The following is a 23,994-nucleotide window of genomic DNA, read 5'->3' as shown; positions in this document are numbered from 1 at the left end:
CTGTATATAGCACCAGTAGTCTGAATGTTCTTTCCTGCCCGTAGGAAAAGTCGCAGATGAATTTATTTTCTCAATCGAAAGACCGCCTGCGATAGAGCTGGAAGCCTTGCCACGCCTGACTCCCAGCCGATTACACTGGCGTTCTTTCAAGCTAACCGATTGAACCAGAACAGGTTTTATCCAGATTGAAGGTTGACAGCCCGGCGATCCTCTGTAGAATGCCGACACACAGACGCGGGATGGAGCAGTCTGGTAGCTCGTCGGGCTCATAACCCGAAGGTCGTCGGTTCAAATCCGGCTCCCGCAACCAAACATCAAAAAAGGCTACTCGAAAGAGTGGCCTTTTTTGTGCGCGCCTGTTTTTGCCCCCTCTTTTCACCGGAACCGAGAAATCGTTCTGCTTCCGAAACTTAGCGCTCCCCTGCGACCGTTCGCCGCTTATTCACGCTTATTTGACCCGGTTCCGGATTAACGGTTGACACACAGGCGTATCTCTATAGAATGCCGCCACACAGACGCGGGATGGAGCAGTCTGGTAGCTCGTCGGGCTCATAACCCGAAGGTCGTCGGTTCAAATCCGGCTCCCGCAACCAAACATCAAAAAAGGCTACTCGAAAGAGTGGCCTTTTTTGTATCTGTTGAAAAAGTCCTTTCGCAACAATGACCTGTCACTCTGTGGGGAAGTGTTCGGGATCACTGAAGCGCTGAGATCAGACTATGCTGGATCGCAGACGGAATCCTCCACGACGGATGACCTGCCATCGCCGACACCCGGCGAGAGGCGTTAATATTTGTGATTATTTTTTTCTACAGGGATTGGTAACTTGGCTGGATACCCCCATCCTGTCGCGCACAATCCAAGAGGTGATTGATGCGCGCCAACTCGTCTGATCCACAAGACACTGTCACAGCGACACAACCCATCAAGCCCGAGCGTTTGCGCTTGCTTGATCAGGTCAGCAAGTATCGCCAGCCCATCGGCCTGGCGGTCACCCTGCTGTTGTTCGCGATCGCGCTGATTGCCTGTCGCCATCTGCTGAGCGAACTCGATCTGTACGCTCTGCACGACTCGATTCTTGAAGTACCGAAACCTGCACTGTTGGGCGCACTGGCAGCGACGGTCGTGGGCTTCATCATATTGCTCGGCTATGAATGGTCGGCCAGCCGCTATGCCGGCGTAACGCTGGCGCCGCGAATTCTTGCCCTCGGCGGATTCACGGCATTCGCCATCGGCAATGCCATCGGTCTGTCGATGCTCTCGGGGGGCTCGGTTCGCTATCGTTTATATGCACGTCATGGCCTGGGGGCTTCCGAAGTCGCGCACATGACGCTGTTCGCCAGTCTCTCGCTTGGCTGCGCCCTGCCCCCGCTGGCCGCCCTCGCGACACTGAGCAACCTGCCAGCCGCGTCCGCCGCCCTCGGTCTCTCCGAGATATTGCTGGGTGTGATCGCTGCCGCCGTGCTGCTGCTGTTTATCGTGCTGGCGGTCGGGATCTACCGTCGTCGCCTGCCGGAGCAGCCTTATGCGGACAACCTGCTGGTCAAGGTCGGTCGTCGCACCTTGCGCCTTCCGGGCCGCCGCCTGACGTTCCTGCAACTGATCATTACCGCCCTTGACGTGGCCGCCGCCGCAACGGTGCTGTATCTGTTGTTGCCGGAAGCGCCGCCCTTCGGTGCGTTCTTGCTGGTGTACCTGCTGGCGTTGGCCGCAGGCGTGCTCAGTCATGTGCCCGGCGGTGTCGGGGTATTCGAAGCGATTCTGCTGGCCGCCTTCGCCGACAAACTCGGCGCTGCACCACTGGCCGCCGCACTGCTGCTCTATCGCCTGATCTACGTGGTGCTGCCGCTGCTGGTGGCTTGTCTGCTGCTGCTGATCAACGAAGGCCAGCGCCTGTTTCAGACGCGTCAGTCTTTGCGCGCCGCGTCCGGCCTGGCCGCGCCGATTCTGGCGGTGCTGGTGTTCCTGTCTGGCGTGGTGCTGCTGTTCTCCGGCGTAACTCCGGAAATCGACACGCGCCTGGAACACATCGGTTTTCTGATTCCCCATCGACTGGTCGACGCCTCGCACTTCGGCGCCAGCCTCGTCGGCGTGCTCTGCCTGCTATTGGCTCAGGGCCTGCGCCGCAGACTGTCGGCCGCCTGGATGCTCACCACCATTCTGTTGCTGGTCGGTGCCGTGCTCTCGCTGCTCAAAGGTTTCGACTGGGAAGAAGCCTGCCTGATGACCCTGACCGCGAGCCTGCTGGGGGTTTTCCGCCGCTCGTTCTATCGCCCGAGCCGATTGACTGAATTGCCGTTTTCGCCGCTGTATCTGGTGTCGAGCCTGTGCGTGCTCGGTGCGTCGATCTGGTTGCTGCTGTTCGCTTATCAGGACGTTCCGTACAGCCATCAACTCTGGTGGCAGTTCACCCTCGACGCCGACGCCCCGCGTGGCCTGCGCTCGTTGCTGGGCGCCGCCGTGCTGCTGGTGGTGGTGTCCCTGACCTGGCTGCTGCGCACTGCGCGCCCGGTGATTCACCTGCCGACGCCGGATGAGCTGGACCGCGCGGTAAAAATCCTGATGGCTTCCGCACAACCGGATGGTGGCCTCGCCCTGACCGGTGACAAGGCGCTACTGTTCCACCCCAACGACGAGGCGTTCCTGATGTACGCCCGCCGTGGGCGTAGCCTCGTGGCCTTGTACGACCCGATCGGCCCGACCCAGCAACGGGCCGAGATGATCTGGCAGTTCCGCGACCTCTGCGACATCCACCACGCCCGGCCGGTGTTCTATCAGGTCCGCGCGGAAAACCTGCCGTACTACATGGACATCGGCCTGACCGCGATCAAGCTCGGCGAAGAAGCCCGGGTCGATCTGCAGCGCTTTGATCTCGAAGCCAAGGGCAAGGAGATGAAAGACCTGCGCTACACCTGGAACCGTGGCACCCGCGATGGCCTGTCGCTGGAGATCCATGAGCCAGGGCATGCGCCAATGGATGAGCTCAAGGTGATTTCCGATGCCTGGCTGACCGGCAAGAACGTGCGCGAGAAAGGTTTCTCCCTCGGTCGTTTCAGCGATGACTACCTCAAGCATTTCCGCGTCGCGGTGATTCGTTTCGAAGGGCGTCCGGTAGCGTTCGCCAACTTGCTCGAGACTTACGGCCACGACCTGGCCAGCCTCGACCTGATGCGCGCGCACCCGGATGCCCCCAAGCTGACCATGGAGTTCATGATGGTCGGCCTGATTCAACATTATAAAAATCATGGATACGCGCGTTTCAGCCTGGGCATGGTGCCGCTGTCGGGGTTGCAACCCCGTCGCGGTGCACCACTGACCCAGCGCCTGGGCTCGATGGTCTTCCGCCGTGGTGAGCAGCTTTACAACTTCCAAGGTTTGCGCCGCTTCAAAGACAAGTTCCAGCCTGACTGGGAACCCCGTTATATGGCCGTGCCCGCCGGACTCGATCCGCTGGTTGCCCTGGCCGACACTGCTGCCCTGATTGCGGGCGGCTTGACTGGATTGGTGAAACGCTGATGATTCAACGCTCCCTGCGGTACGTACTGGCCACACTGGTAGTGCTGGCCCTGATTCTCGGTGGCGGTTACTGGTACCTCAAACGTCCGGCGCCAGAACCGACCCTGGAACAGCTGACACCGGCCGGCGGCGCGGCGATGACCCGTGTCATTCCCGGCAACACGCCCCGCGCCCAGGTGCTGGTGGCGGTCAATGAAGACCAGAAACTCAGCGACAAGCAATTGATGACCCTCAGCCGCAGCGGTTCGGCGCAGATCGTTCAGGTGATCCTGCCCAAGGAATGCCTGCTGCAAAGCCGCGCCCTGCAAGCGGGCCTGAGAGAACTCAAAGGCCCGGCGACCCTGGTCAGCGGCATCGGCCCTGGCGCCGTGCTGGCGTGGCGCTGGTTGTCCGAGCAGAAGGACGACAAGTCCCAGGCCGTTTCGGTGGACCTGGCCCTGGAAAAACCCGGCTGCACCCACCTGCTGCCGAAAAGCGCCGCTCACGGCCACTGGCTGGTGGCGTGGAACGACAACCCGGACGACACCAGCGCCGGTTTCGTACGCGACCAACCCAACGCCGAAACCAGCATCAGCGACTACGACATCAACCTGCCGCAAGTGCTGAACAACGAACTGCGCAAACTCCTCGTCGGCGGCGACAAAGCTGCTGGCGGCCTGCAGATTCCAGTGGTTGAAGTGCCGGCCGGCCAGGCCAAGGATACGGTCACCCTGTTCCTCTCCGGCGACGGTGGCTGGCGCGACCTCGACCGCGACGTGGCGGGCGAGATGGCCAAGATCGGCTACCCGGTGGTCGGCATCGACACCCTGCGCTACTACTGGCAGCACAAGAGCCCGGAGCAAAGCGCCCTGGACCTCGCCGAACTGATGCAGCACTACCGGCAGAAATGGGGCACCAAGCGCTTCATCCTGACCGGCTACTCGTTCGGTGCTGACGTATTGCCGGCGATCTACAACCGCCTGGAAGCCTCGGAACAGCAACGCGTCGACGCAATCATCCTGCTGGCCTTCGCCCGCACTGGCAGCTTCGAGATCGAAGTCGAAGGCTGGCTCGGCAACGCCGGCAAAGAAGCCGCCACCGGCCCGGAAATGGCCAAGCTGCCCGCCGAGAAAGTGGTGTGCATCTACGGTGAAGAAGAAACCGACGAAAGCGGCTGCACCGACAAGACCGCCGTGGGCGAAGCGATCAAACTGCCCGGTGGCCACCACTTCGACGAGAACTACCCGAAACTGGCCCAGCGGTTGGTGGAGGTGATTGAGAAGCGTCAGGCGAAGGAGACAGCGGCGCAGGAGTGATCTGAACCCGCCCACAAAAAAGCCCTCGTTGCCTTACGGTAGCGGGGGCTTTTTAATTCCAGCAGACACACTGCCCCTGTGCGGGCTTGCTCGCGAAAGCGGTGGGTCAGTCGATATCAGTCTTGAATGTCAGTCCGCATTCGCGAGCAAGCCCGCTCCCACATTGGATCTCCACCGTCTTCTCCAGCGGCGTGTGAAATCGCGCTTCGCGTTTAGTTTTGTTTACTTAAGGTGACGCAATATCAGATGACGCCCGCAGACCTTGTAGGCAAACTCCGAATCGTGTTTTGTGGGCACTTTGATGCCTTGTTGCGCTTTTCTTTGACGGGATAGTCTCCGGACGTCGCTGACCATTCAGCGATCGGGCTTGGAAACCCGTCGAATCAAAGCGCTAGAGCCCCCTGCATGAATGCAACCGATTTTATGGCTGCAATCTAGAGTAATGGCGGCTGTGCGTGGGACGCCCTCGGGCGTGCCGGTTCCTTGGTTCCCGGTTTTCCAACCTGCGTACAGCTGCCACCCATTCGCTTGGAAACGAATGTGGCAGCTCCTCGAACCCTGGAGTAAAACCATGACAAATACAAAACAGTCCGAAGCCTCAGAATTAAAAACCATTGGCCTCACCCCCTTCATCTACTGTTCAAACCAACCGCTGTTCCATGTCACGCGAGACGTTCCCCTCGGCGATGCGCTAGCCATGGCCTCCGATTTTCTGTTCCTGGCCAAGGAACTGACCCGAGATGCTGCCTTTAATCGTGATACCGACCGCCATATCTGGGCCGCACATTATCTGACGGCGATGAGCAAGGCCGTGGTGGATGATGCGGTGAAAGTGTTGGAGCGACCGGCTGCGACGAAAACCGAATCTAAAAAATGATGGCATGAGCCCAAATCAGCAGGCGCCAAGATTCCTTGTGGGAGCGAGCCTGCTCGCGATGACGGCGGTACATCCAATATACCTGTGACTGACAGAATGCTTTCGCGAGCAGGCTCCCACAGGGGGCTGCGCGAAGCTCGGATCAAGTGCAAGACACAAAAAAGCCCCCGCTGCCGCACTGGCAACGGGGGCTTTTTGATGTCGCGGGCTTACATCTCGACCTGCGTCCCCAACTCAATCACCCGGTTCAACGGCAGATTGAAGAACCGCAGATTGCCATTGGCATTCTTCAACATGAACGCAAACAACGCCTCGCGCCAACGCGCCATGCCTTCGAGTTTGGAGGCGATGACCGTCTCGCGGCTGAGGAAGTAGGTGGTGCGCATCGGGCTGAAGTCGAGGTCATCGAGATGACACAGCTTGAGCGCTTGCGGCACGTCCGGTTCGTCGACGAAGCCAAAGTGCAGGATCACCCGGAAGAACCCTTCGCCGTAGGAATCGACCTCGAAGCGCCGCGTCGGCGGTACTCGCGGGATGTCTTCGTACACCACGGTCAACAGCACCACTTGCTCGTGCAGTACCTGGTTATGCAGCAGGTTGTGCAACAGCGCATGAGGCACAGCATCCGGGCGCGCAGTCAGGAACACGGCGGTGCCCTGAACACGATGCGGCGGTTGTACCGCAATACTGCTGATGAAAATCGGCAGCGGCAGCCCGCCTTCGTCCATGCGCTCTACCAGCAACTGCTTGCCGCGTTTCCAGGTGGTCATCAGCACGAACAGCGCAATACCGGCGATCACCGGGAAGGCCCCGCCCTGAACGATTTTCGGCACGTTGGCCGCGAAGTACAGACCGTCCACCAGCAGGAAACCAATCAACACCGGCACGGCAAGGACTGGCGGCCATTTCCACAGCAGCAACATCACCGCCGACACCAGGATGGTGGTCATCAGCATCGTACCCGTCACCGCCACGCCATAGGCCGAAGCCAGGGCGCCAGAGGATTCGAAGCCGAGCACCAACAGGATCACGCCGACCATCAGCGCCCAGTTCACCGCACCGATGTAGATCTGGCCCTGTTCGGCGCTGGAGGTGTGTCGGATGTGCATGCGCGGAATGTAGCCAAGCTGGATCGCCTGACGAGTCAGGGAGAACGCACCGGAAATCACCGCCTGCGAGGCAATCACCGTGGCCAGGGTCGACAACCCCACCAATGGAATCAACGCCCAGCTTGGCGCCAACAGATAGAACGGGTTACGCGCCGCTTCCGGATCACCGAGCAGCAACGCACCCTGGCCGAAGTAGTTAAGCACCAGCGCCGGCAGCACGAGGATGAACCAGGCGCGGGCAATCGGCTTGCGCCCGAAGTGGCCCATGTCGGCGTACAGCGCTTCGGCGCCGGTCAATGCCAGCACCACCGCGCCGAGGATCGCCACGCCCATGCCCGGATGCTGGGTGAAGAAACGTACACCCCAGACCGGGTTCATCGCTTGCAACACTTCCGGGTGCTGCACGATGCCGTAGATGCCCAGCGCGCCCAGGACCAGGAACCAGGTGACCATGATCGGCCCGAACAGAATGCCGATACGCGCGGTGCCGTGGCTCTGGATCAAAAACAGCGCCACCAGCACGATCAACGACAGCGGCACCACCCAATGATCGATGCCTTCGAAGGCCAGTCCGAGGCCTTCAATCGCCGAGAGCACGGAAATCGCCGGGGTGATCATGCTGTCGCCATAAAACAGCGCCGCGCCGATCAGCCCGCAGACCACCAGCAACGTCCGCAATTTCTTATGCCCCGACGCCGCCCGCCGGGCCAGCGCGGTCAACGCCATGATCCCGCCTTCGCCCTGGTTGTCGGCACGCAGCACAAACATCATGTACTTGATCGAGACGACCCAGATCAGCGACCAGAAGATCAGTGCCAGGATGCCCAACACGCCGTCATGGTTGACCGGCACACCGTAGCCACCGGAAAACACTTCTTTGAGGGTGTACAGCGGGCTCGTGCCGATGTCGCCATAAACCACCCCGACCGCCGCGACCAGCATGCCGATCGGCTTTGCCGCCGAATGCCCGGCGCTCGCTGCCTGACTACTTGCCTGACCCATCCAACACTCCCACTACCCAGACCGGACTTCTTTAAAGAAGCACTATGCTTTGTCATGCAGCATGCGCTGTTTTACTTATGGTTACAGACGTTTTGTTGACTGTAAAAAATCGGTAAAGCGTAACGGCGCGAAGCATAGCGCAGCACTCGTCGTATTTCCCTCCATAAAGCTGGTCAATTGAACGTCTCATCGCTAGAATTGCGCACTTTTTGATCAGAGGCGCAGCAAGCGCCCGTTTGTCGCCTTGCCGTCTTCGGCTGGAGGCGTCACAAATACCGAGGTTAGACATGTCCACCACTCCTGCGCCGGCCAATCCAAAGGTTGGCTTCGTATCCCTGGGTTGCCCCAAAGCACTGGTCGACTCCGAGCGCATCCTTACCCAGCTGCGCATGGAAGGTTATGACGTTGTGTCCACCTACCAGGACGCCGATGTCGTGGTGGTCAACACCTGCGGCTTCATCGACTCGGCCAAGGCCGAATCCCTGGAAGTGATCGGCGAAGCCATCAAGGAAAACGGCAAGGTCATCGTGACCGGCTGCATGGGTGTCGAAGAAGGCACTATCCGCAACGTGCACCCAAGCGTGCTGGCCGTGACCGGTCCGCAGCAGTACGAGCAAGTGGTCAATGCCGTGCACGACGTCGTGCCGCCGCGTCAGGATCACAACCCGCTGATCGACCTGGTACCGCCGCAAGGCATCAAGCTGACCCCGCGCCACTACGCGTACCTGAAGATTTCCGAAGGCTGCAACCACAGCTGCAGCTTCTGCATCATCCCGTCGATGCGCGGCAAACTGGTCAGCCGTCCGGTCGGTGACGTGCTCGACGAGGCCCAGCGCCTGGTCAAGGCCGGCGTCAAAGAGCTGTTGGTGATCTCGCAGGACACCAGCGCCTACGGCGTCGACGTGAAATACCGCACCGGTTTCTGGAATGGTGCGCCGGTGAAAACCCGCATGACCGAACTCTGCGAAGCCCTGAGCACCCTCGGCGTCTGGGTGCGCTTGCACTACGTCTACCCGTACCCGCACGTCGACGAGCTGATCCCGCTGATGGCTGCCGGCAAGATCCTGCCGTACCTGGACATCCCGTTCCAGCACGCCAGCCCGAAAGTCCTGAAAGCCATGAAACGCCCGGCGTTCGAAGACAAGACCCTGGCGCGCATCAAGAACTGGCGCGAGATCTGCCCGGACCTGATCATCCGTTCGACCTTCATCGTCGGTTTCCCCGGCGAAACCGAAGAAGACTTCCAGTACCTGCTGAACTGGCTGACCGAAGCCCAGCTCGACCGCGTCGGCTGCTTCCAGTACTCGCCGGTCGAAGGCGCACCGGCCAATCTGCTGGACGCGGCCATCGTTCCGGACGACGTCAAGCAAGACCGCTGGGACCGCTTCATGGCGCACCAGCAGGCCATCAGCTCGGCGCGTCTGCAAATGCGCGTCGGCCGTGAAATCGAAGTGCTGGTCGATGAAGTCGACGAGCAAGGCGCCGTTGGCCGCTGCTTCTTCGATGCCCCGGAAATCGACGGCAACGTGTTCATCGACAACGGCAGCAACCTCAAGCCAGGTGACAAGGTCTGGTGCAAAGTGACCGACGCCGACGAATACGACCTGTGGGCTGAACAGATCTAAACGCAAAAAATACGAAAAGCCCTGCTCTCTTGACGAGATGCGGGGCTTTTTTACGTCTATCGTTTTGTGGAAGAAAGGACTCGCACAACCATCGGTGAAAAGGGGCATTCGGCCATGCGCCAACATTCGGTCATTCACACACCGAAACAGAGCGATTATCAGGAACTGACGCAAGTCTGGGAGGCCTCGGTGCGCGCCACCCATGACTTTCTGCCGGACAGCTACATCGAACTGTTGAAGAACCTGGTGCTGACCCGCTACCTCGACGCGGTCATGCTGATCTGCACCAAGGACGCGCGCCAGCGCATCACCGGGTTCGCCGGCGTCGCGGCGGGCAAGATCGAAATGCTCTTCATCGACCCCGCTCATCGCGGCCAGGGCCTGGGCAAACAGTTGCTGCGTTACGCCATGGAACACCTGAACGCCGATGAACTGGACGTCAACGAGCAGAACCCGCAGGCGCTGGGGTTCTACTTCAAACAAGGGTTCGAGGTGATCGGCCGCTCGGAGGTCGACGGCATGGGCCAGCCTTATCCGCTGTTGCACATGCGGCTGCGCCAGGCGCAACAACGGACGCGCAATGGCTGACACCATAGAACCCCAGTGGGAGCTGGCCTGCCAGCGATTGCATCACCTCGGTGTATCCGACAAACCGTAGCGTCTGAATCGCGGGCAGGCCAGCTCCCACAGGAAATTCAACCGTACTGAAATGGAGCCGGGATTAACCGGCGCCCAGCAGGTACAATGCTCACCCCTTTTTTGTTACGGCCCTGTCATGACTGACCCGATTCGTCTCTCCAAACGCCTCATCGAACTCGTCGGCTGTTCCCGTCGGGAGGCTGAGCTGTTCATCGAGGGCGGCTGGGTCACCGTGGACGGCGAAGTCATCGACGAGCCGCAGTTCAAGGTCGACACCCAGAAAGTCGAGCTCGACCCGGAGGCCAAGGCCACCGCGCCGGAGCCGGTGACCATCCTGTTCAACGTGCCGGCCGGCATGGACGCGGACACCGCCATGGCGACCATCAGCGCCGACACCCTGAGCGAGGAACACCGCTTCAGCAAACGTCCGCTCAAGGGCCATTTCCTGCGCCTGACCGCCAGCACTGACCTGCAGGCCAACGCCAGCGGGCTGCTGGTGTTCACCCAGGACTGGAAGATCCTGCGCAAGCTCACCGCCGACTCCGCGAAAATCGAGCAAGAGTATGTGGTCGAGGTTGAAGGCGACATGGTGGCCCACGGCCTCAACCGCCTGAACCACGGCCTGACCTACAAGGGCAAGGAACTGCCGCCGGTCAAAGCCAGCTGGCAGAACGAAAACCGCCTGCGTTTTGCGATGAAGAACCCACAACCGGGCGTGATCGCCCTGTTCTGCCAGGCCGTCGGCCTGAAGGTCGTCGCCATCCGCCGCATCCGCATCGGCGGCGTGTCCATCGGCAAAGTGCCGTTGGGTCAATGGCGCTACCTGTCCGGCAAAGAGAAGTTCTAAGGCTTTTCACGCCGCCATACATTTCGGCGCCGCGGCTTGTGCGGCGCCCACTGCTGAATATCAGGATTGCACACCATGATTCATAACGACGTACTGCGCAGCGTGCGCTACATGCTCGACATCAGCGACAAGAAAGTCATCGAGATCATCAAGCTCGGCGGCATGGACGTGTCCCTGGAAGACCTGTTGACCTACCTCGACAAGAAAGAAGAAGACGAAGAAGGTTTCGTACGCTGCCCGGACGAAGTCATGGCGCATTTCCTCGACGGTCTGGTGATCTTCAAGCGCGGCAAGGACGAAAGCCGTCCGCCGCAGCCGATCGAAGTGCCGGTGACCAACAACATCATCCTGAAGAAACTGCGCGTGGCCTTCGAACTGAAAGAAGACGACATGCACGCGATCCTCAAGGCCGCCGAGTTCCCGGTCTCCAAGCCAGAACTGAGCGCGCTGTTCCGCAAGTTCGGCCACACCAACTATCGCCCGTGCGGCGACCAGTTGCTGCGCAACTTCCTCAAGGGCCTGACCCTGCGCGTTCGCCCGCAGTAAGCGCGCCCCGCGGATCTTCTGTGTAGGCGCTGCCGAAGGCTGCGATCTTTTGATTTTCGAAATCAAGATCAAAAGATCGCAGCCTTCGGCAGCGCCTACAAGGCTGTATAGAGCTTCATTCCTCGCAAAAATAGTGGCTCCGCTTCGGGCGGCTGACGACTAGGGTGTATTGACCCTCAGCTCTCAGGATTCGCCATGCACCCGTACTTTTCCCTGCAAGGCCGCACCGCTCTGGTGACCGGCGGCACCCGTGGTATCGGCAAAATGATCGCAAAGGCCTATGTCGAGGCCGGCGCCACCGTGTACGTCTGCTCGCGGGACGCCGAAGCCTGCCTGCAAACCGCCGAGGAGCTGAGTGCCCTCGGTCACTGCCACGGCGTGGCGGCCAATCTGGCCACCGAAGAAGGTGTGCTTCAGCTCGCCACGCGACTGGGCGAACAGATCAACCATCTGGATATTCTGGTGAACAACGCTGGCACCACCTGGGGCGCGCCCCTGGAAAGCTACCCGGTCAAGGGCTGGGAAAAGGTCATGCAGCTCAACGTGACGTCGGTGTTCAACTGTATCCAGCAGTTCTTGCCGCTGTTGCGCAAGGCCGGTTCAGAAGCCAATCCGGCGCGGATCATCAACATCGGCTCGGTGGCGGGAATTTCTTCCTTCGGCGAACAGGCGTATGCCTATGGGCCGAGCAAAGCGGCCTTGCACCAATTGTCGCGGATTCTGGCGCGGGAGCTGGTGAGCCAGCACATCAACGTCAACGTGATCGCGCCGGGACGTTTTCCGAGCAAGATGACGCAGCACATAGGCAACGATGAACAGGCGCTGGCGGACGATACGGCGCTGATTCCGATGAAGCGCTGGGGGCGCGAGGAAGAGATGGCGGCGTTGGCGATCAGTCTGGCGAGTACGGCCGGGGCTTATATGACCGGGAATATTATTCCGCTGGATGGTGGGTTCAGTCTCTGATACCCGCTTTTGTGGCGAGGGAGCGTGCTCCCGCTCGGTTGCGAAGCAACCGCCTACAGCACCGAGTTTCCCCTGGATAAAACCAGTGAAGGTGGTTGGGGGCGCTTCGCGCCCCAGCGGGAGCAAGCTCCCTCGCCACAGGGTGCGCATGGGCTATCATGTTCGCCCTCATTCCCGCCTCGATCGCAAACCATGACCTACAGCGTTTCCCCCATCGGCTTCGTTCGCTCCTGCTTCAAGGAGAAGTTCGCCATCCCGCGCCAGCCACAACTGGCCCCGGCCGCTCGCGGCGTGCTGGAACTGGTGGCGCCGTTCGATCAGGGCGATGCGGTGCAAGGCCTGGAGCAAGTGAGTCATATCTGGCTGCTGTTTCTGTTCCACCAGGCCCTGGAAGAAAAACCCCGCCTTAAAGTCCGCCCTCCTCGCCTCGGCGGCAACAAGTCCATGGGCGTGTTCGCCACCCGCGCGACGCACCGACCCAATGGCATAGGCCAATCCGTGGTGAAGCTGGACAAGGTCGAAGCCAATCGCCTGTGGATATCCGGCATCGACCTGCTCGACGGCACGCCGATTCTCGACATAAAACCCTACGTGCCTTACGCCGACATCATCGACACAGCCTCCAACAGCATCGCCAGCGCTGCGCCGCCGTTGATTGCCGTGCAGTGGACGGACTCGGCGCTGCAGCAGGCTCATGGCCACGCTCAGCGTCTTGAAGAGCCGCTGGTGGAGTTGATTGAACAGTGCCTAGCGCAAGATCCACGGCCGGCGTATCAGACGCCTGCGCCTGAGCGGGAATATGGAGCGCAGTTCTGGGATCTGGATGTGCGCTGGCATTATCCCGAGGCGGGCGTCATCCGCGTCCTGGAAGTCATTCCCGCAAAAACCTGAACGCCAGAAACCACTGTGGGAGCGAGCCTGCTCGCGATAGCGGTGTGGCAGTCGGCAATAATGCTGACTGATACACCGCTATCGCGAGCAGGCTCGCTCCCACAGGGAAAGCAAAGCCGTCAGGCGTTGTGCTTACTTCTCGACGAACGCACGCTCGATCAGGTAATCACCCGGCTCGCGCATCCGCGGCGAAACTTTCAGGCCGAAGCTGTTCAACACTTCGCTGGTCTCGTCGAGCATGCTCGGGCTGCCGCACAGCATGGCACGGTCGTCCTGCGGGTTGATCGGTGGCAGACCGATGTCGCTGAACAGCTTGCCGCTGCGCATCAGGTCGGTCAGGCGACCTTCGTTCTCGAACGGCTCACGGGTCACGGTCGGGTAGTAGATCAACTTGTCACGCAGGGCCTCGCCGAAGAACTCGTTCTGCGGCAAGTGCTCGGTGATGAATTCGCGGTAAGCGACTTCGTTGACGTAACGTACGCCGTGGCACAGGATCACTTTTTCGAAACGCTCGTACGTTTCCGGGTCCTGGATGACGCTCATGAACGGCGCCAGGCCGGTACCGGTGCTGAGCAGGTACAAATGTTTGCCAGGCTTCAAGTCATCCAGCACCAGCGTGCCGGTAGGCTTCTTGCTGATGATGATCTCGTCGCCTTCCTTCAGATGCTGCAACTGGGAAGTCAACGGGCCATCAGGCACCTTGATGCTGAAGAACTCGAGATGCTCTTCCCAGTTCGGGCTGGCAATCGAGTAGGCGCGCATGAGCGGCCGGCCGTTGGGCTGTTGCAGGCCGATCATCACGAACTGACCGTTCTCGAAGCGCAGGCCCGGATCGCGGGTGCACTTGAAGCTGAACAGAGTGTCGTTCCAGTGGTGAACACTGAGGACACGCTCGTGGTTCATGTTGCTCATGTACGTGGGACTCCTGGAGATTTTGCCTGCGCCTATGATGTGCGCAATTGCATAGCATTCTAATGGCAGCGACAATATCTGTTAAATGGATTATTAAGATAAGGGTTATCGGTTATATAGATATGCGATTTACTCTCCGTCAACTTCAAGTCTTCGTCGCCGTCGCCCAGCAGGAAAGCGTATCCCGTGCTGCGGGCTTGCTCAACCTGTCGCAATCGGCGGCGAGCACCTCCATCACCGAACTGGAACGCCAGTCGAGCTGTCAGCTGTTCGATCGCGCGGGCAAACGGTTGAGTCTCAACGCCCTCGGCAAACAGCTGTTGCCGCAAGCGGTGGCGCTGCTCGACCAGTCCAAGGAAATCGAAGACCTGCTCAACGGCAAGTCCGGCTTCGGCTCTTTGGCTGTCGGCGCGACGCTGACCATCGGTAATTACCTCGCCACGCTGCTGATCGGCAGCTTCATGCAACTCCACCCGGAAAGCCAGGTGAAGCTGCACGTGCAAAACACTGCCAACATCGTGCAGCAAGTTGCCCACTATGAAATTGATCTGGGTCTAATCGAAGGCGACTGCAGCCATCCGGACATCGAAGTACAGAGTTGGGTCGAGGATGAGCTGGTGGTGTTCTGCGCGCCCCAGCACCCGCTGGCCATTCGCGGCACGGCGACCATGGAAGAACTGAGCCATGAGGCGTGGATCCTGCGGGAACAGGGCTCTGGTACGCGGCTGACCTTTGATCAGGCCATGCGTCACCATCGCAGCGCGTTGAATATCCGCCTGGAGCTGGAACACACTGAAGCGATCAAGCGCGCGGTAGAGTCGGGATTGGGCATTGGCTGCATTTCACGGCTGGCCCTGCGCGATGCATTCCGCCGCGGCAGCCTGGTGCCGGTGGAGACACCGGACCTGGACCTGGCGCGGCAGTTCTACTTCATCTGGCACAAACAGAAATATCAGACGTCAGCGATGCGCGAATTCCTCGACCTGTGCCGCGCCTTCACCGCCGGGGTGCAGCGCAGCGACGAGATCGTGCTGCCCACCATCGCTTAAAGCAGGATCACCGCCCACACCAGCCCGATCATGGTCAACGCTACGAACTGGGCGGCGCTGCCCATGTCCTTGGCGTTCTTGGACAGCGGGTGAAGCTCAAGGGAGATGCGGTCAATGGCCGCTTCCACCGCAGAGTTGAGCAACTCGACGATCAATGCCAACAAACAGACGGCAATCAACAGCGCCTGCTCGACGCGGCTGACGTTCAAAAAGAACGAAATCGGGATCAGGATGACATTGAGCAACACCAGTTGCCGAAAAGCCGCTTCGCCGGTGAAGGCTGCGCGCAGGCCGTCCAGGGAGTAACCGGAAGCGTTGAGGATGCGTTTCAGGCCGGTCTGGCCTTTGAAAGGGGACATAAAGTGGCAACTGACCAAAAAAGGAGTGGGAAAGCTAGATCAACCGAAGTCAAAAAAGCGTGAAGGGGCCAACCTTTAGTGGCTTGAAATTGACTCAAGTTGTTGCAGGAGCAACGCCGCCTGGGTCCGGGTGCGCACATTCAGCTTACGGAAAATCGCCGTGACGTGTGCCTTGATTGTTGCTTCGGACACGCTCAGTTCGTAGGCAATCTGCTTGTTCAACAAACCTTCGCAGACCATGGTCAACACCCGGAACTGCTGCGGCGTCAGGCTGGCAAGGCCTTCGCTGGCGGCCTTGGCTTCGTCGGAAACGCTGACTGCTTCAAACGCCTGGGGCGGCCAGAACACATCGCCATCCAGCACCGCACGTACGGCTTTCTGGATAACGCTCAGGTCACTCGATTTGGGAATGAAACCGCTGGCCCCGAACTCACGGGACTTGACCATGATCGAGGCCTCTTCCTGGGCCGACACCATCACCACTGGAATTTGCGGGTACTGACCGCGCAACAGCACCAGCCCGGAAAAACCGTAGGCTCCCGGCATGTTCAGGTCCAGCAGCACCAGATCCCAGTCGGACTTTTCGTCCAGACGGGTTTCCAGCTCGGCAATGCTAGCCACTTCCACCAGACGGACGTCCGGGCCAAGGCCAAGGGTCAACGCCTGATGCAGGGCGCTACGAAAAAGAGGGTGGTCATCGGCAATCAGGATTTCGTATGTGGCCATTTTTCAAATGATCCTGTTTTTCTAACAACTCGAGGTACAGCCACGGAGCTGCACCAACAGGGCACGTTCAACGCCAATCACGTGGCAATTCACGTAAAGAAACGGCGTATCAAACTTTGGCCGCGCCCTAATCGGCGCCAAGCATGCCCAGCGAAACCGGGGTGGTCAAGGTGTCTGGCCGGTACAGTTCTTTGCAGTATGGGCGACAATCAGGCCGAGACAGCAGCCGTTTTCTGCACGAAAGGCATCAGCTCGGCATGTGCCGGTGTCGTGACGTCCATTTCCAGCTGGCGTTTGGCATCGAGGTAATGCTGGCTGAACACATCGAAATAAGCGTCCAGTGCCGACGCGGCAGCGCCATCTCCCGCCAGATCGAGGCACAACGCCGCCACTTCGGCCGTGCACAAATGCTCGCTGCGGGTCGACCGGCGCAGCCGATAACGTGAAAGCTTCTCGGGCAACAGGCTCAGGATCGGCAGCGCATCGAAATAAGGACTTTTGCGGAATATCTTCCGGGCTTCGGTCCAGGTCGCGTCCAGCAGAATGAACAGCGGCCGCTTGGCGCTATCGACTTCGACCGTGTTCGTCACTCGTTCGGGCGCAACGTACTCGCCGGGAAAGACCAGATACGGTTGCCATTGCGGGTCGGCGAGCAATGCCAGCAACTGCGGATCGGTTTCCGTACGCGACCAGATGAACGCATGGTTGTCGCGCACCACGTCAGCGATCAGCCACCCCGTGTTGCTCGGTTTGAACACTTCCTTGTTGGTCATGATCAGGCACACGCCAGAGCGGGTCTCGACCTGCGGACGCCACGCGCACAGGCAATGGCTCTCGATCACGCGACAGGCACGGCAACGGGGTGCCCGCCAGCCACGGGCCTGAATCGGCTTGATGCCCTCCTCTTCGCGCTGATCACGCAAGCGGGCTACGGCGTTGGGGGCGTGGTTCATCGCAGGAAACACCGGCAGACAGGAAAACTCGGCACGAATAACACTCAGGGGGCCATAAAGGCCGGCAGTTTACCAGAGCGGCCGGCGCAAGCCTGTACCGTCCAGACAGGCTCCCCTATAATTCGTCACCACTGAACGCACAGTCATGTGACGGGTCGAAGCACCAGTCACTGAACCAGGAGAGTTTCATGTTGCGCCTTATCGTTCCCACCGCTGCCATTCTGCTGGCGTCGTCCTTCAACGCTCAGGCTGCGTCCTTGAGTGAGCAGAATCTCAACAGAGAGCTGCGCAACGTCGCCGCCCAAAGCAGCGTCGGCACGCCACGGGCGATCAACGAAGACATTCTCGATCAGGGCTACACCGCCGAAGGCAATGTGTTGATCAACCACTTGAGCGTGCAAAGCAGCCATGCCAACAAGATGCGCGCTGACCCCAAAGCCGTGTATTTCCAACTGGGCGCCTCTGTGTGCAACAACCCGTCGTTCCGCAAACTGATGGCCAAGGGCGCGGTCATGCGTTACGACTTCACCGAGGTGAAGACCAACCGCTCGGTCGGCTCCGCCAGCTATCAGGAATCGGATTGCCCGAAAGCGACACCGGCGAAGAAAAAGTAATTCAAGGGGAATGGGAATTGGCGCGCCGCTGTTCATCCTCGGCGCGCAGTTCTGCCAGAAGCGCCTGCAAATAGCGTGAGCGCCGGTCGGCTCCCTCCAGACGCCGGCAGCACTCCTCTTCAAGACTCAAATGATTGGTCTCGGCCGATGACTTCAATAATCGATACAGTTGCGTATCGATCTCCAGAATGACTCTGGCCATAGCATCCCGCCTCCTTGCACTTCGCCCTTGCTTGAGCGACAAAATCCTTGAACCGCTTGTATCGTGCGCCCTGCCATTGACGCAAAGTTGTCATGTCACGCCTGTTATTCAGTAAATCAGAGTACAGCTCACTCGGCGTGCGTTCAGACGAGCGGTGAAATCACCTTGCAAATCGTCATTAAGCGGTTGCCAGGAAAGACTTTGCAGCGCAATGATCAGGCCAGCGCAAATCACCGCGAGGGTCTAGATTCATAGTATTCCCGTTCACTTTTCAGGGCAGAAAAGGGGCTGCCTGGTTTGCGATGTTTGATGCGAATGTTTCCTTCATCCAAAGGAACAACAGAGCCTGTATGGAAGGAGAAGTTGATGCCTTACCAACCGAATGACCTCCTGAGCCGTCATTTCGAAGAAAGCGGCCACGACCTCACCAGCAAGGTCGAAGAACAACTCAACCTGGTTTCGCCCAACAGCCCGAACATCCCGATCTACCGAGACATGATCCTGACCGTGCTGCGCATGGCCCAGGAAGATCACAATCGCTGGAATGCCAAGATCACCCTGCAAGCCCTGCGCGAACTGGAACATGCCTTCCGCGTGCTCGAACAGTTCCGGGGGCGGCGTAAAGTTACTGTGTTCGGCTCGGCCCGAACGCCGATAGAACACCCGTTATACGGTCTGGCCCGAGAACTCGGCGCGGCACTGGCGCGCTCGGACCTGATGGTGATCACCGGTGCCGGCGGCGGCATCATGGCGGCCGCCCACGAAGGTGCCGGCCTGGAACACAGCCTGGGGTTCAACATCACCCTGCCCTTCGAGCAACATGCCAATCCCACTGTGAACGGCACCGCCAACCTGCTGCCGTTCCACTTCTTCTTTACCCGCAAGCTGTTCTTCGTCAAGGAAGCCGATGCGCTGGTCCTGTGCCCCGGCGGTTTCGGTACTCTGGACGAGGCACTTGAAGTGCTGACGCTGATCCAGACCGGTAAAAGCCCGCTGGTGCCGGTGGTACTGCTGGACGCTCCGGGAGGCAAGTTCTGGCAAGGAGCCCTGGACTTCATTCACCATCAACTGGAGGAAAACCGCTACATCCTGCCCACCGACATGAAGCTGGTGAGTCTGGTCTATAGCGCCGAAGAGGCGGTGGAACAGATCAATCAGTTCTACAGCAACTTCCACTCCAGCCGCTGGCTCAAGCATCAGTTCGTGATCCGCATGAATCACCAGCTCAGTGACGATGCGCTGGAACACATGCAGCACGCCTTCGCCGACCTGTGCCTGAGCGATCACTTCCATCAGCATGTCTACAGCGGTGAGGAGCACGACGAGCCGCAGTTCAGCCACCTTGCACGCCTGGCCTTTACCTTCAACGCGCGTGACCATGGACGCCTGCGGGAACTGGTGGATTACATCAACCTGCCGGAAAACTGGGCGCAGCCCAAACCTCAGGCACAACAACGCACGCGGGAACCCTCGAAGGTTACGTGAGGCAAAAAAAACGGCCCGCTATCGAAATAGCGAGCCGTTTCAGTCAATCGTCCATCCCTCGGCCGCTGAACAAGCGGCTGATCATTTCCATGGAATAGCCCCGATAACTCAGGAACCGCCCTTGTTTGGCACGTTCCCGGGCGTCGATCGGTAAATGCCCGGAAAACTTGCGCCGCCAGGTGTCTTCCAGTTGTTCCTGCCAATTGATACCGCTCTCACGTAACGCGAGTTCGATGTCGCTGCGTTGCAGGCCACGCTGGCTCAACTCTTCGCGGATACGCAAAGGGCCATAGCCGGAACGGGCACGGTAGGAAACGAAGCTTTCGAGGTAACGGGATTCGGACAGCAGGCCTTCTTCCGTCAAGCGGTCGAGTGCAGTGTCGATCATTTCAGGGAGGGCGCCGCGCTGACGCAGTTTACGCGTCAGCTCGACTCGACCATGCTCGCGGCGTGCGAGCAGGTCCATTGCGGTTCGCCGCACTGCGACGAGTGTATCGAGTACGGCGGTCATCGGATCAATCAGATATCAGCGTCAGCCAGGTCATCTTCAGTCTCTTTGACTGGCGATGCTTTGACGTCCGGCGCTGGAGTCAGCAGTTTGTCGCGCAGCTGCTTCTCAAGTTTCGCGGCGATTTCCGGGTTGTCCGCCAGGAACTTGGCCGAGTTGGCCTTGCCCTGACCGATCTTGGTGCCTTCGTAGGCATACCAGGCACCGGACTTCTCTACGAAACCGTGCAGAACACCCAGGTCGATCATCTCACCGTTGAGGTAGATGCCCTTGCCGTAAAGAATCTGGAACTCGGCCTGGCGGAACGGCGAAGCGACCTTATTCTTCACAACCTTGACGCGGGTTTCACTACCGACGACTTCATCACCTTCTTTCACCGCGCCAGTACGGCGGATGTCCAGACGAACCGACGCATAGAACTTCAGCGCGTTACCACCGGTGGTGGTTTCCGGGCTGCCGAACATCACGCCGATTTTCATACGGATCTGGTTGATGAAGATCACCAGGCAGTTGGCGTTCTTGATGTTACCGGTGATTTTACGCAGCGCCTGGGACATCAGACGGGCTTGCAGGCCCACGTGCATGTCACCCATTTCGCCTTCGATTTCAGCCTTGGGTACCAGGGCAGCCACGGAGTCGACGATGATCACGTCAACCGCGTTGGAACGCACCAGCATGTCGGTGATTTCCAGGGCCTGCTCGCCAGTGTCCGGCTGGGAAACCAGCAGGTCGTCGACGTTGACGCCGAGTTTGCCGGCGTACTCAGGGTCGAGAGCGTGTTCGGCGTCGACGAATGCGCAGGTCGCGCCGGCTTTCTGAGCCTGGGCGATCACCGACAGGGTCAGTGTGGTTTTACCGGAGGATTCAGGACCGTAGATTTCAACGATACGGCCTTTTGGCAGACCGCCAATGCCGAGCGCGATGTCCAGCCCCAGAGAGCCCGTGGAGATAGCCGGGATCGCCTGACGGTCCTGATCGCCCATACGCATTACGGCACCCTTGCCGAATTGACGTTCGATCTGACCCAGGGCCGCAGCCAAGGCTTTCTTCTTGTTGTCGTCCATTAAAGTCCTCACGTAATCAATAAGGCCTGACGGCCAACACCTGTATAAGTAGACAGTATTATTCCACAGCGATTCAGTATCGCCTACCCCTGATTTGAGATTTCTCCAGAGGCATGGCGCAGCAGCCCCTCTAGCGCGGCCTTCACCGTTTGTCGGCGGACCTCGTCGCGGTTACCGGGGAAGTGCTGCACCTCGCTGAAGACCCGCTCACCCACCCCCCACGCCAGCCAGACCGTGCCTACCGGCTTGTTCGGCGAACCACCGTCCGGCCCTGCTACACCGCTGACCGCCACGGCAAAAGACGCCCGGCTTTTTTCCTGCGCACCTCGCACCATGGCCTCGACCACCTCGCGACTGACCGCCCCCACCGTCGCAAACAACTCGGCTGGGACATTCAATTGCTCGGTTTTCTGACGGTTGGAGTACGTGACATAACCCGCCTCGAACCATGCCGAACTCCCGGGAATGCGCGTGATGGCCTCGGAAATCCCACCGCCGGTACAGGACTCGGCCGCCGTGACGTGAGCATTGAGAACCTGAAGGCGCCTGCCAAGTTCAGCGGCCAGTTGGGTGATTTCTTTCACGGTCATCTCCTGAGCGAGCGGAATGGGAACTACCGTACACGAGCGGATCGCGCTTGCAAGTTACAGGATCGATCAAAATGTTAGCGCCGCAGCGCCCGGATATAGGCCTGACACGCCTGCAAGGCAATCAGTGCACGGTCGCCGGTGTCGGTGATGGCGATAATTCGTTGAGCATGCGCCGGGTCAAGTCGGGCGCGTAGGGGGCCATGATCCACGCCGCCGGTGCCGGAGGCGGTTGGCACTGCGCAGCCAGTGGCAGTGTCGCTGGCATCGAGGAGGACTGACAGCCGCACATCAGCAGTGGCAAGACGGTCGCGCAAGCGACCTTGATCACGTTGGGCATCGCTAAGCGCTCGATAATGGGTGTGTTCGCTGACCGACAGCCGTTGCTCCAGCGCCAGGCGCTTGTCCTGCTCGGCCTGTTGCCGGGCGGCGGCCGCCAGGGTTAGCTGGTTGAGCGTCGCCGCGTGCTGCCTGTCGAGCTCCGCCAGTTGGCGCCCGTAACGTCCATCCTGAAATCGCCAGGCCACCGCCGCCGAGCCACCGGCCAACACGGCCAGTAACACAACAATTCCAGCAACCCGCCACGATAAAGGGATCAAACCGAAGGCTGGCATAACACCGCCCTCGCCCGCGCCCACAGTTGCAAACGGTCTTGCAGCCCGTTCAGCCCACCATTGATCCGGCGGGTGATGCTGTTGAACTGGTCACGATCAGCCAGTTCGTTGAGGCCGTTTTGTGCCCAGAACCAGGCGGCAGATTCAGCGGCCCATTGCGGTAGCTCCAGCAGTTCCGGCCATTGGAGCAGTCGCTCGTCGCCGAATACACCGACACTGCACTGTTGATAGTTGTGGCGGCCAGTGATCTGAATCAAGCCACGACCGCGGTACTTTTGACCGTCGCCGTCGAGCGCTGCTGTATTACCCAAACGAGCGGCTAACAGGCCGGTGTCGTATTTGCTCAGATACCGGTCACTGCCGAGTTCGCGCACATACTGCAACTGCCCCGATTCGTGACCCACTTGCGCAAGGAAAGCGGCGCGGCGTTTGGGCGTGTTTATGGAATGGCCATCCATGGCGCCATTGAGGGCGGAAATGAAAACGCCCGCTTGGCTGCGGGCGTCTGGAAGTATTTGCTGTAATTGCAGAACCGTCAGCGGCATGAGTCGTGTTCCCTTCGCCATTTGATTAGCCAGACCGCGCCAATGCGTTATTGGGTGGCGTCCAGGCAGGTCGCGTCGATCACGCAGCGATAGCTTTGAAATTTGTCGCCGCTGGCAGTGACCTTGTCGATTGACCAGTAACCGCGCATGAAATCCGGCCAGGAAGGGTCCAGCAGCAAAACGCCCTCGGCGGACAGGGCCGGATTGCCAGGACAGGCGATTTTTACCTTGAGTTTTTCACGCAACAATTTGCGCACCTCACCCTCACCGACGTCCCTGGCCTCTTCTTCATTCTGACAAAGCCGGCCGATGACCTTGAACGGCGCGCTACCGGTTTCAACCACCCGCACCATCCCGGCCGCCGCGTCCCACCAACTCGTCTTGCAGCCCTGGTTTTTCGCCCGGGCAGTGTCATCGAGCGTGGCGGAGATGAAGGCGCGATCGCCTGGACGATTGTCCGTGGTCACCGACAATTTCACCTCGGGCAACACCTTGCCCGACAGCGACTTGATCTGACCGGGAAGCGCCAGCACATACAGTTCATTCACCGGTTTGGCGATTGCGTGATGCCTGAGGGCAAGGCGTGTCAGGAACGCCATGTCGCTTTCGTTGGACTGATCGATGTGATCGATTTTTTTCAGTGCCAGTTGGGGAGCCACACGTGGCGAAAAGCCGTGCCGGGAAGCTATCTCGCGAAACAGCGCACCCAGGGTGGTCGGGCCGTGACTGGCGGATCGACGCAGCAGGAACCCGGTCTTGTCCGCGACACTGAACGGCGCCGCGGTGGCCACCAGTGTCAAGCGAAGCGGGAACAGCGTCGGTGTCAGGCGAGACACCATGAACTGGCCCTTGTCCACCCACCCGGACTCCACGTAACCAACCCGCAAGCCCACCTTGCCGCCCAGGATCGGCAGGCCTTCGAGCCCTTCCAGGTCGAGCGTCAAGGTCAATTGATCGGACTCGATACCGGCGGCATCGATGTGCTCCCAGCTGATCAGGCGCTTATTGATCAGGGCCTCATTGGCCCCATAAATGTATACCGCTGGCGTGAAACCCAATGCCATG

Annotated in this window: 24 protein-coding genes and 2 tRNA genes; 14 read left to right on the top strand and 12 right to left on the bottom strand. The window is 59.8% G+C overall.

Annotation, left to right across the window (positions count from 1 at the left end):
• The first annotated feature begins 233 nt into the window (after nucleotides 1-233).
• The 5 genes from B723_RS11740 to B723_RS11720 all read left to right on the top strand — a co-directional run bounded on the left by B723_RS11740 (nucleotide 234) and on the right by B723_RS11720 (nucleotide 5,686).
• A tRNA-Met gene (locus B723_RS11740) sits at nucleotides 234-310 on the top strand.
• A gap of 206 nt (nucleotides 311-516) precedes the next feature.
• Nucleotides 517-593, top strand: a tRNA-Met gene (locus B723_RS11735).
• A gap of 278 nt (nucleotides 594-871) precedes the next feature.
• Nucleotides 872-3,514, top strand: a complete 2,643-nt coding sequence (mprF, locus tag B723_RS11730) for a bifunctional lysylphosphatidylglycerol flippase/synthetase MprF (RefSeq protein ID WP_017336777.1) — start codon at nucleotides 872-874, stop codon at nucleotides 3,512-3,514.
• Nucleotides 3,514-4,809 carry a virulence factor family protein gene (locus tag B723_RS11725; protein ID WP_017336776.1) on the top strand — a complete coding sequence of 432 codons (1,296 nt, stop codon included), beginning with the start codon at nucleotides 3,514-3,516 and terminating at the stop codon, nucleotides 4,807-4,809. The genes mprF and B723_RS11725 overlap by 1 nt, the downstream gene beginning before the upstream one ends.
• Before the next feature lie 571 nt (nucleotides 4,810-5,380).
• Nucleotides 5,381-5,686, top strand: coding sequence for a DUF3077 domain-containing protein (locus tag B723_RS11720; protein ID WP_017336775.1), 306 nt, complete (start codon nucleotides 5,381-5,383; stop codon nucleotides 5,684-5,686).
• 209 nt (nucleotides 5,687-5,895) lie between these two features.
• On the opposite strand, the gene B723_RS11715 is transcribed toward B723_RS11720, so the two are convergent.
• Complete coding sequence (locus tag B723_RS11715) at nucleotides 5,896-7,797, bottom strand: potassium transporter Kup (protein ID WP_017336774.1); 1,902 nt, start codon at nucleotides 7,795-7,797, stop codon at nucleotides 5,896-5,898.
• Between the two features lie 287 nt (nucleotides 7,798-8,084).
• On the opposite strand from B723_RS11715, the gene rimO reads away from it, so the two are divergent.
• From rimO to tsaA, 6 genes are all read left to right on the top strand, one after another.
• Nucleotides 8,085-9,422, top strand: a complete 1,338-nt coding sequence (gene rimO, locus B723_RS11705) for a 30S ribosomal protein S12 methylthiotransferase RimO (RefSeq protein WP_017336772.1) — start codon at nucleotides 8,085-8,087, stop codon at nucleotides 9,420-9,422.
• Nucleotides 9,423-9,536: 114 nt separating this feature from the next.
• A complete protein-coding gene (locus B723_RS11700) occupies nucleotides 9,537-10,010 on the top strand; it encodes a GNAT family N-acetyltransferase (RefSeq protein WP_017336771.1) in 474 nt (157 codons plus the stop codon).
• Between the two features lie 187 nt (nucleotides 10,011-10,197).
• Nucleotides 10,198-10,908 (top strand): rRNA pseudouridine synthase, encoded by a 711-nt coding sequence (locus B723_RS11695; RefSeq protein WP_017336770.1) that lies wholly within the window; start codon nucleotides 10,198-10,200, stop codon nucleotides 10,906-10,908.
• A gap of 75 nt (nucleotides 10,909-10,983) precedes the next feature.
• Nucleotides 10,984-11,454: a DUF1456 family protein gene (locus tag B723_RS11690; protein ID WP_017336769.1), complete on the top strand. Its 471-nt coding sequence runs from the start codon at nucleotides 10,984-10,986 to the stop codon at nucleotides 11,452-11,454.
• Nucleotides 11,455-11,649: 195 nt separating this feature from the next.
• Nucleotides 11,650-12,420 (top strand): SDR family oxidoreductase, encoded by a 771-nt coding sequence (locus tag B723_RS11685; RefSeq protein WP_017336768.1) that lies wholly within the window; start codon nucleotides 11,650-11,652, stop codon nucleotides 12,418-12,420.
• A gap of 192 nt (nucleotides 12,421-12,612) precedes the next feature.
• Nucleotides 12,613-13,311, top strand: coding sequence for a tRNA (N6-threonylcarbamoyladenosine(37)-N6)-methyltransferase TrmO (gene tsaA / locus B723_RS11680; RefSeq protein WP_017336767.1), 699 nt, complete (start codon nucleotides 12,613-12,615; stop codon nucleotides 13,309-13,311).
• Nucleotides 13,312-13,443: 132 nt separating this feature from the next.
• On the opposite strand, the gene fpr is transcribed toward tsaA, so the two are convergent.
• Nucleotides 13,444-14,223, bottom strand: coding sequence for a ferredoxin-NADP reductase (gene fpr / locus B723_RS11675; RefSeq protein ID WP_003443014.1), 780 nt, complete (start codon nucleotides 14,221-14,223; stop codon nucleotides 13,444-13,446).
• Between the two features lie 122 nt (nucleotides 14,224-14,345).
• Here fpr and B723_RS11670 point away from each other — a divergent pair, with 122 nt between their 5' ends.
• Nucleotides 14,346-15,272 (top strand): LysR family transcriptional regulator, encoded by a 927-nt coding sequence (locus B723_RS11670; RefSeq protein WP_031318445.1) that lies wholly within the window; start codon nucleotides 14,346-14,348, stop codon nucleotides 15,270-15,272.
• On the opposite strand, the gene B723_RS11665 is transcribed toward B723_RS11670, so the two are convergent.
• The 3 genes from B723_RS11665 to B723_RS11655 all read right to left on the bottom strand — a co-directional run bounded on the left by B723_RS11665 (nucleotide 15,269) and on the right by B723_RS11655 (nucleotide 17,310).
• The gene (locus B723_RS11665; protein WP_017336765.1) at nucleotides 15,269-15,631 is read right to left on the bottom strand and encodes a diacylglycerol kinase; all 363 of its coding nucleotides are present in this window, start codon (nucleotides 15,629-15,631) and stop codon (nucleotides 15,269-15,271) included. The genes B723_RS11670 and B723_RS11665 overlap by 4 nt on opposite strands.
• 75 nt (nucleotides 15,632-15,706) lie before the next feature.
• Complete coding sequence (gene erdR, locus B723_RS11660; protein ID WP_017336764.1) at nucleotides 15,707-16,357, bottom strand: response regulator transcription factor ErdR; 651 nt, start codon at nucleotides 16,355-16,357, stop codon at nucleotides 15,707-15,709.
• A 209-nt stretch (nucleotides 16,358-16,566) separates the two neighbouring features.
• Complete coding sequence (locus B723_RS11655) at nucleotides 16,567-17,310, bottom strand: tRNA-uridine aminocarboxypropyltransferase (protein ID WP_017336763.1); 744 nt, start codon at nucleotides 17,308-17,310, stop codon at nucleotides 16,567-16,569.
• Between the two features lie 188 nt (nucleotides 17,311-17,498).
• Here B723_RS11655 and B723_RS11650 point away from each other — a divergent pair, with 188 nt between their 5' ends.
• On the top strand, nucleotides 17,499-17,924 hold the full coding sequence (locus B723_RS11650) for a PA3611 family quorum-sensing-regulated virulence factor (protein ID WP_017336762.1): 426 nt from the start codon (nucleotides 17,499-17,501) through the stop codon (nucleotides 17,922-17,924).
• Nucleotide 17,925: 1 nt separating this feature from the next.
• On the opposite strand, the gene B723_RS11645 is transcribed toward B723_RS11650, so the two are convergent.
• Nucleotides 17,926-18,126, bottom strand: coding sequence for a hypothetical protein (locus B723_RS11645; RefSeq protein ID WP_017336761.1), 201 nt, complete (start codon nucleotides 18,124-18,126; stop codon nucleotides 17,926-17,928).
• Nucleotides 18,127-18,492: 366 nt separating this feature from the next.
• Here B723_RS11645 and B723_RS11640 point away from each other — a divergent pair, with 366 nt between their 5' ends.
• A complete protein-coding gene (locus B723_RS11640; RefSeq protein WP_017336760.1) occupies nucleotides 18,493-19,611 on the top strand; it encodes a TIGR00730 family Rossman fold protein in 1,119 nt (372 codons plus the stop codon).
• Nucleotides 19,612-19,654: 43 nt separating this feature from the next.
• On the opposite strand, the gene recX is transcribed toward B723_RS11640, so the two are convergent.
• The 6 genes from recX to B723_RS11610 all read right to left on the bottom strand — a co-directional run bounded on the left by recX (nucleotide 19,655) and on the right by B723_RS11610 (nucleotide 23,993).
• On the bottom strand, nucleotides 19,655-20,122 hold the full coding sequence (gene recX / locus B723_RS11635; protein ID WP_017336759.1) for a recombination regulator RecX: 468 nt from the start codon (nucleotides 20,120-20,122) through the stop codon (nucleotides 19,655-19,657).
• Nucleotides 20,123-20,130: 8 nt separating this feature from the next.
• On the bottom strand, nucleotides 20,131-21,183 hold the full coding sequence (gene recA / locus B723_RS11630; protein WP_017336758.1) for a recombinase RecA: 1,053 nt from the start codon (nucleotides 21,181-21,183) through the stop codon (nucleotides 20,131-20,133).
• 83 nt (nucleotides 21,184-21,266) lie between these two features.
• Complete coding sequence (locus B723_RS11625) at nucleotides 21,267-21,767, bottom strand: CinA family protein (protein WP_031318442.1); 501 nt, start codon at nucleotides 21,765-21,767, stop codon at nucleotides 21,267-21,269.
• Nucleotides 21,768-21,847: 80 nt separating this feature from the next.
• Nucleotides 21,848-22,384 (bottom strand): lysis system i-spanin subunit Rz, encoded by a 537-nt coding sequence (locus B723_RS11620; protein WP_031318440.1) that lies wholly within the window; start codon nucleotides 22,382-22,384, stop codon nucleotides 21,848-21,850.
• Nucleotides 22,366-22,929 carry a glycoside hydrolase family 19 protein gene (locus tag B723_RS11615; protein ID WP_017336755.1) on the bottom strand — a complete coding sequence of 188 codons (564 nt, stop codon included), beginning with the start codon at nucleotides 22,927-22,929 and terminating at the stop codon, nucleotides 22,366-22,368. The genes B723_RS11620 and B723_RS11615 overlap by 19 nt, the downstream gene beginning before the upstream one ends.
• Nucleotides 22,930-22,976: 47 nt before the next feature.
• Nucleotides 22,977-23,993, bottom strand: a complete 1,017-nt coding sequence (locus B723_RS11610; RefSeq protein WP_017336754.1) for a hypothetical protein — start codon at nucleotides 23,991-23,993, stop codon at nucleotides 22,977-22,979.
• Between the last annotated feature and the right edge of the window lies 1 nt (nucleotide 23,994).

Origin of the sequence: Pseudomonas fluorescens NCIMB 11764, assembly GCF_000293885.2 — a bacterium.
Classification (GTDB): domain Bacteria; phylum Pseudomonadota; class Gammaproteobacteria; order Pseudomonadales; family Pseudomonadaceae; genus Aquipseudomonas; species Aquipseudomonas fluorescens_B.
This window is presented reverse-complemented; position numbering and strand designations above follow the sequence as displayed.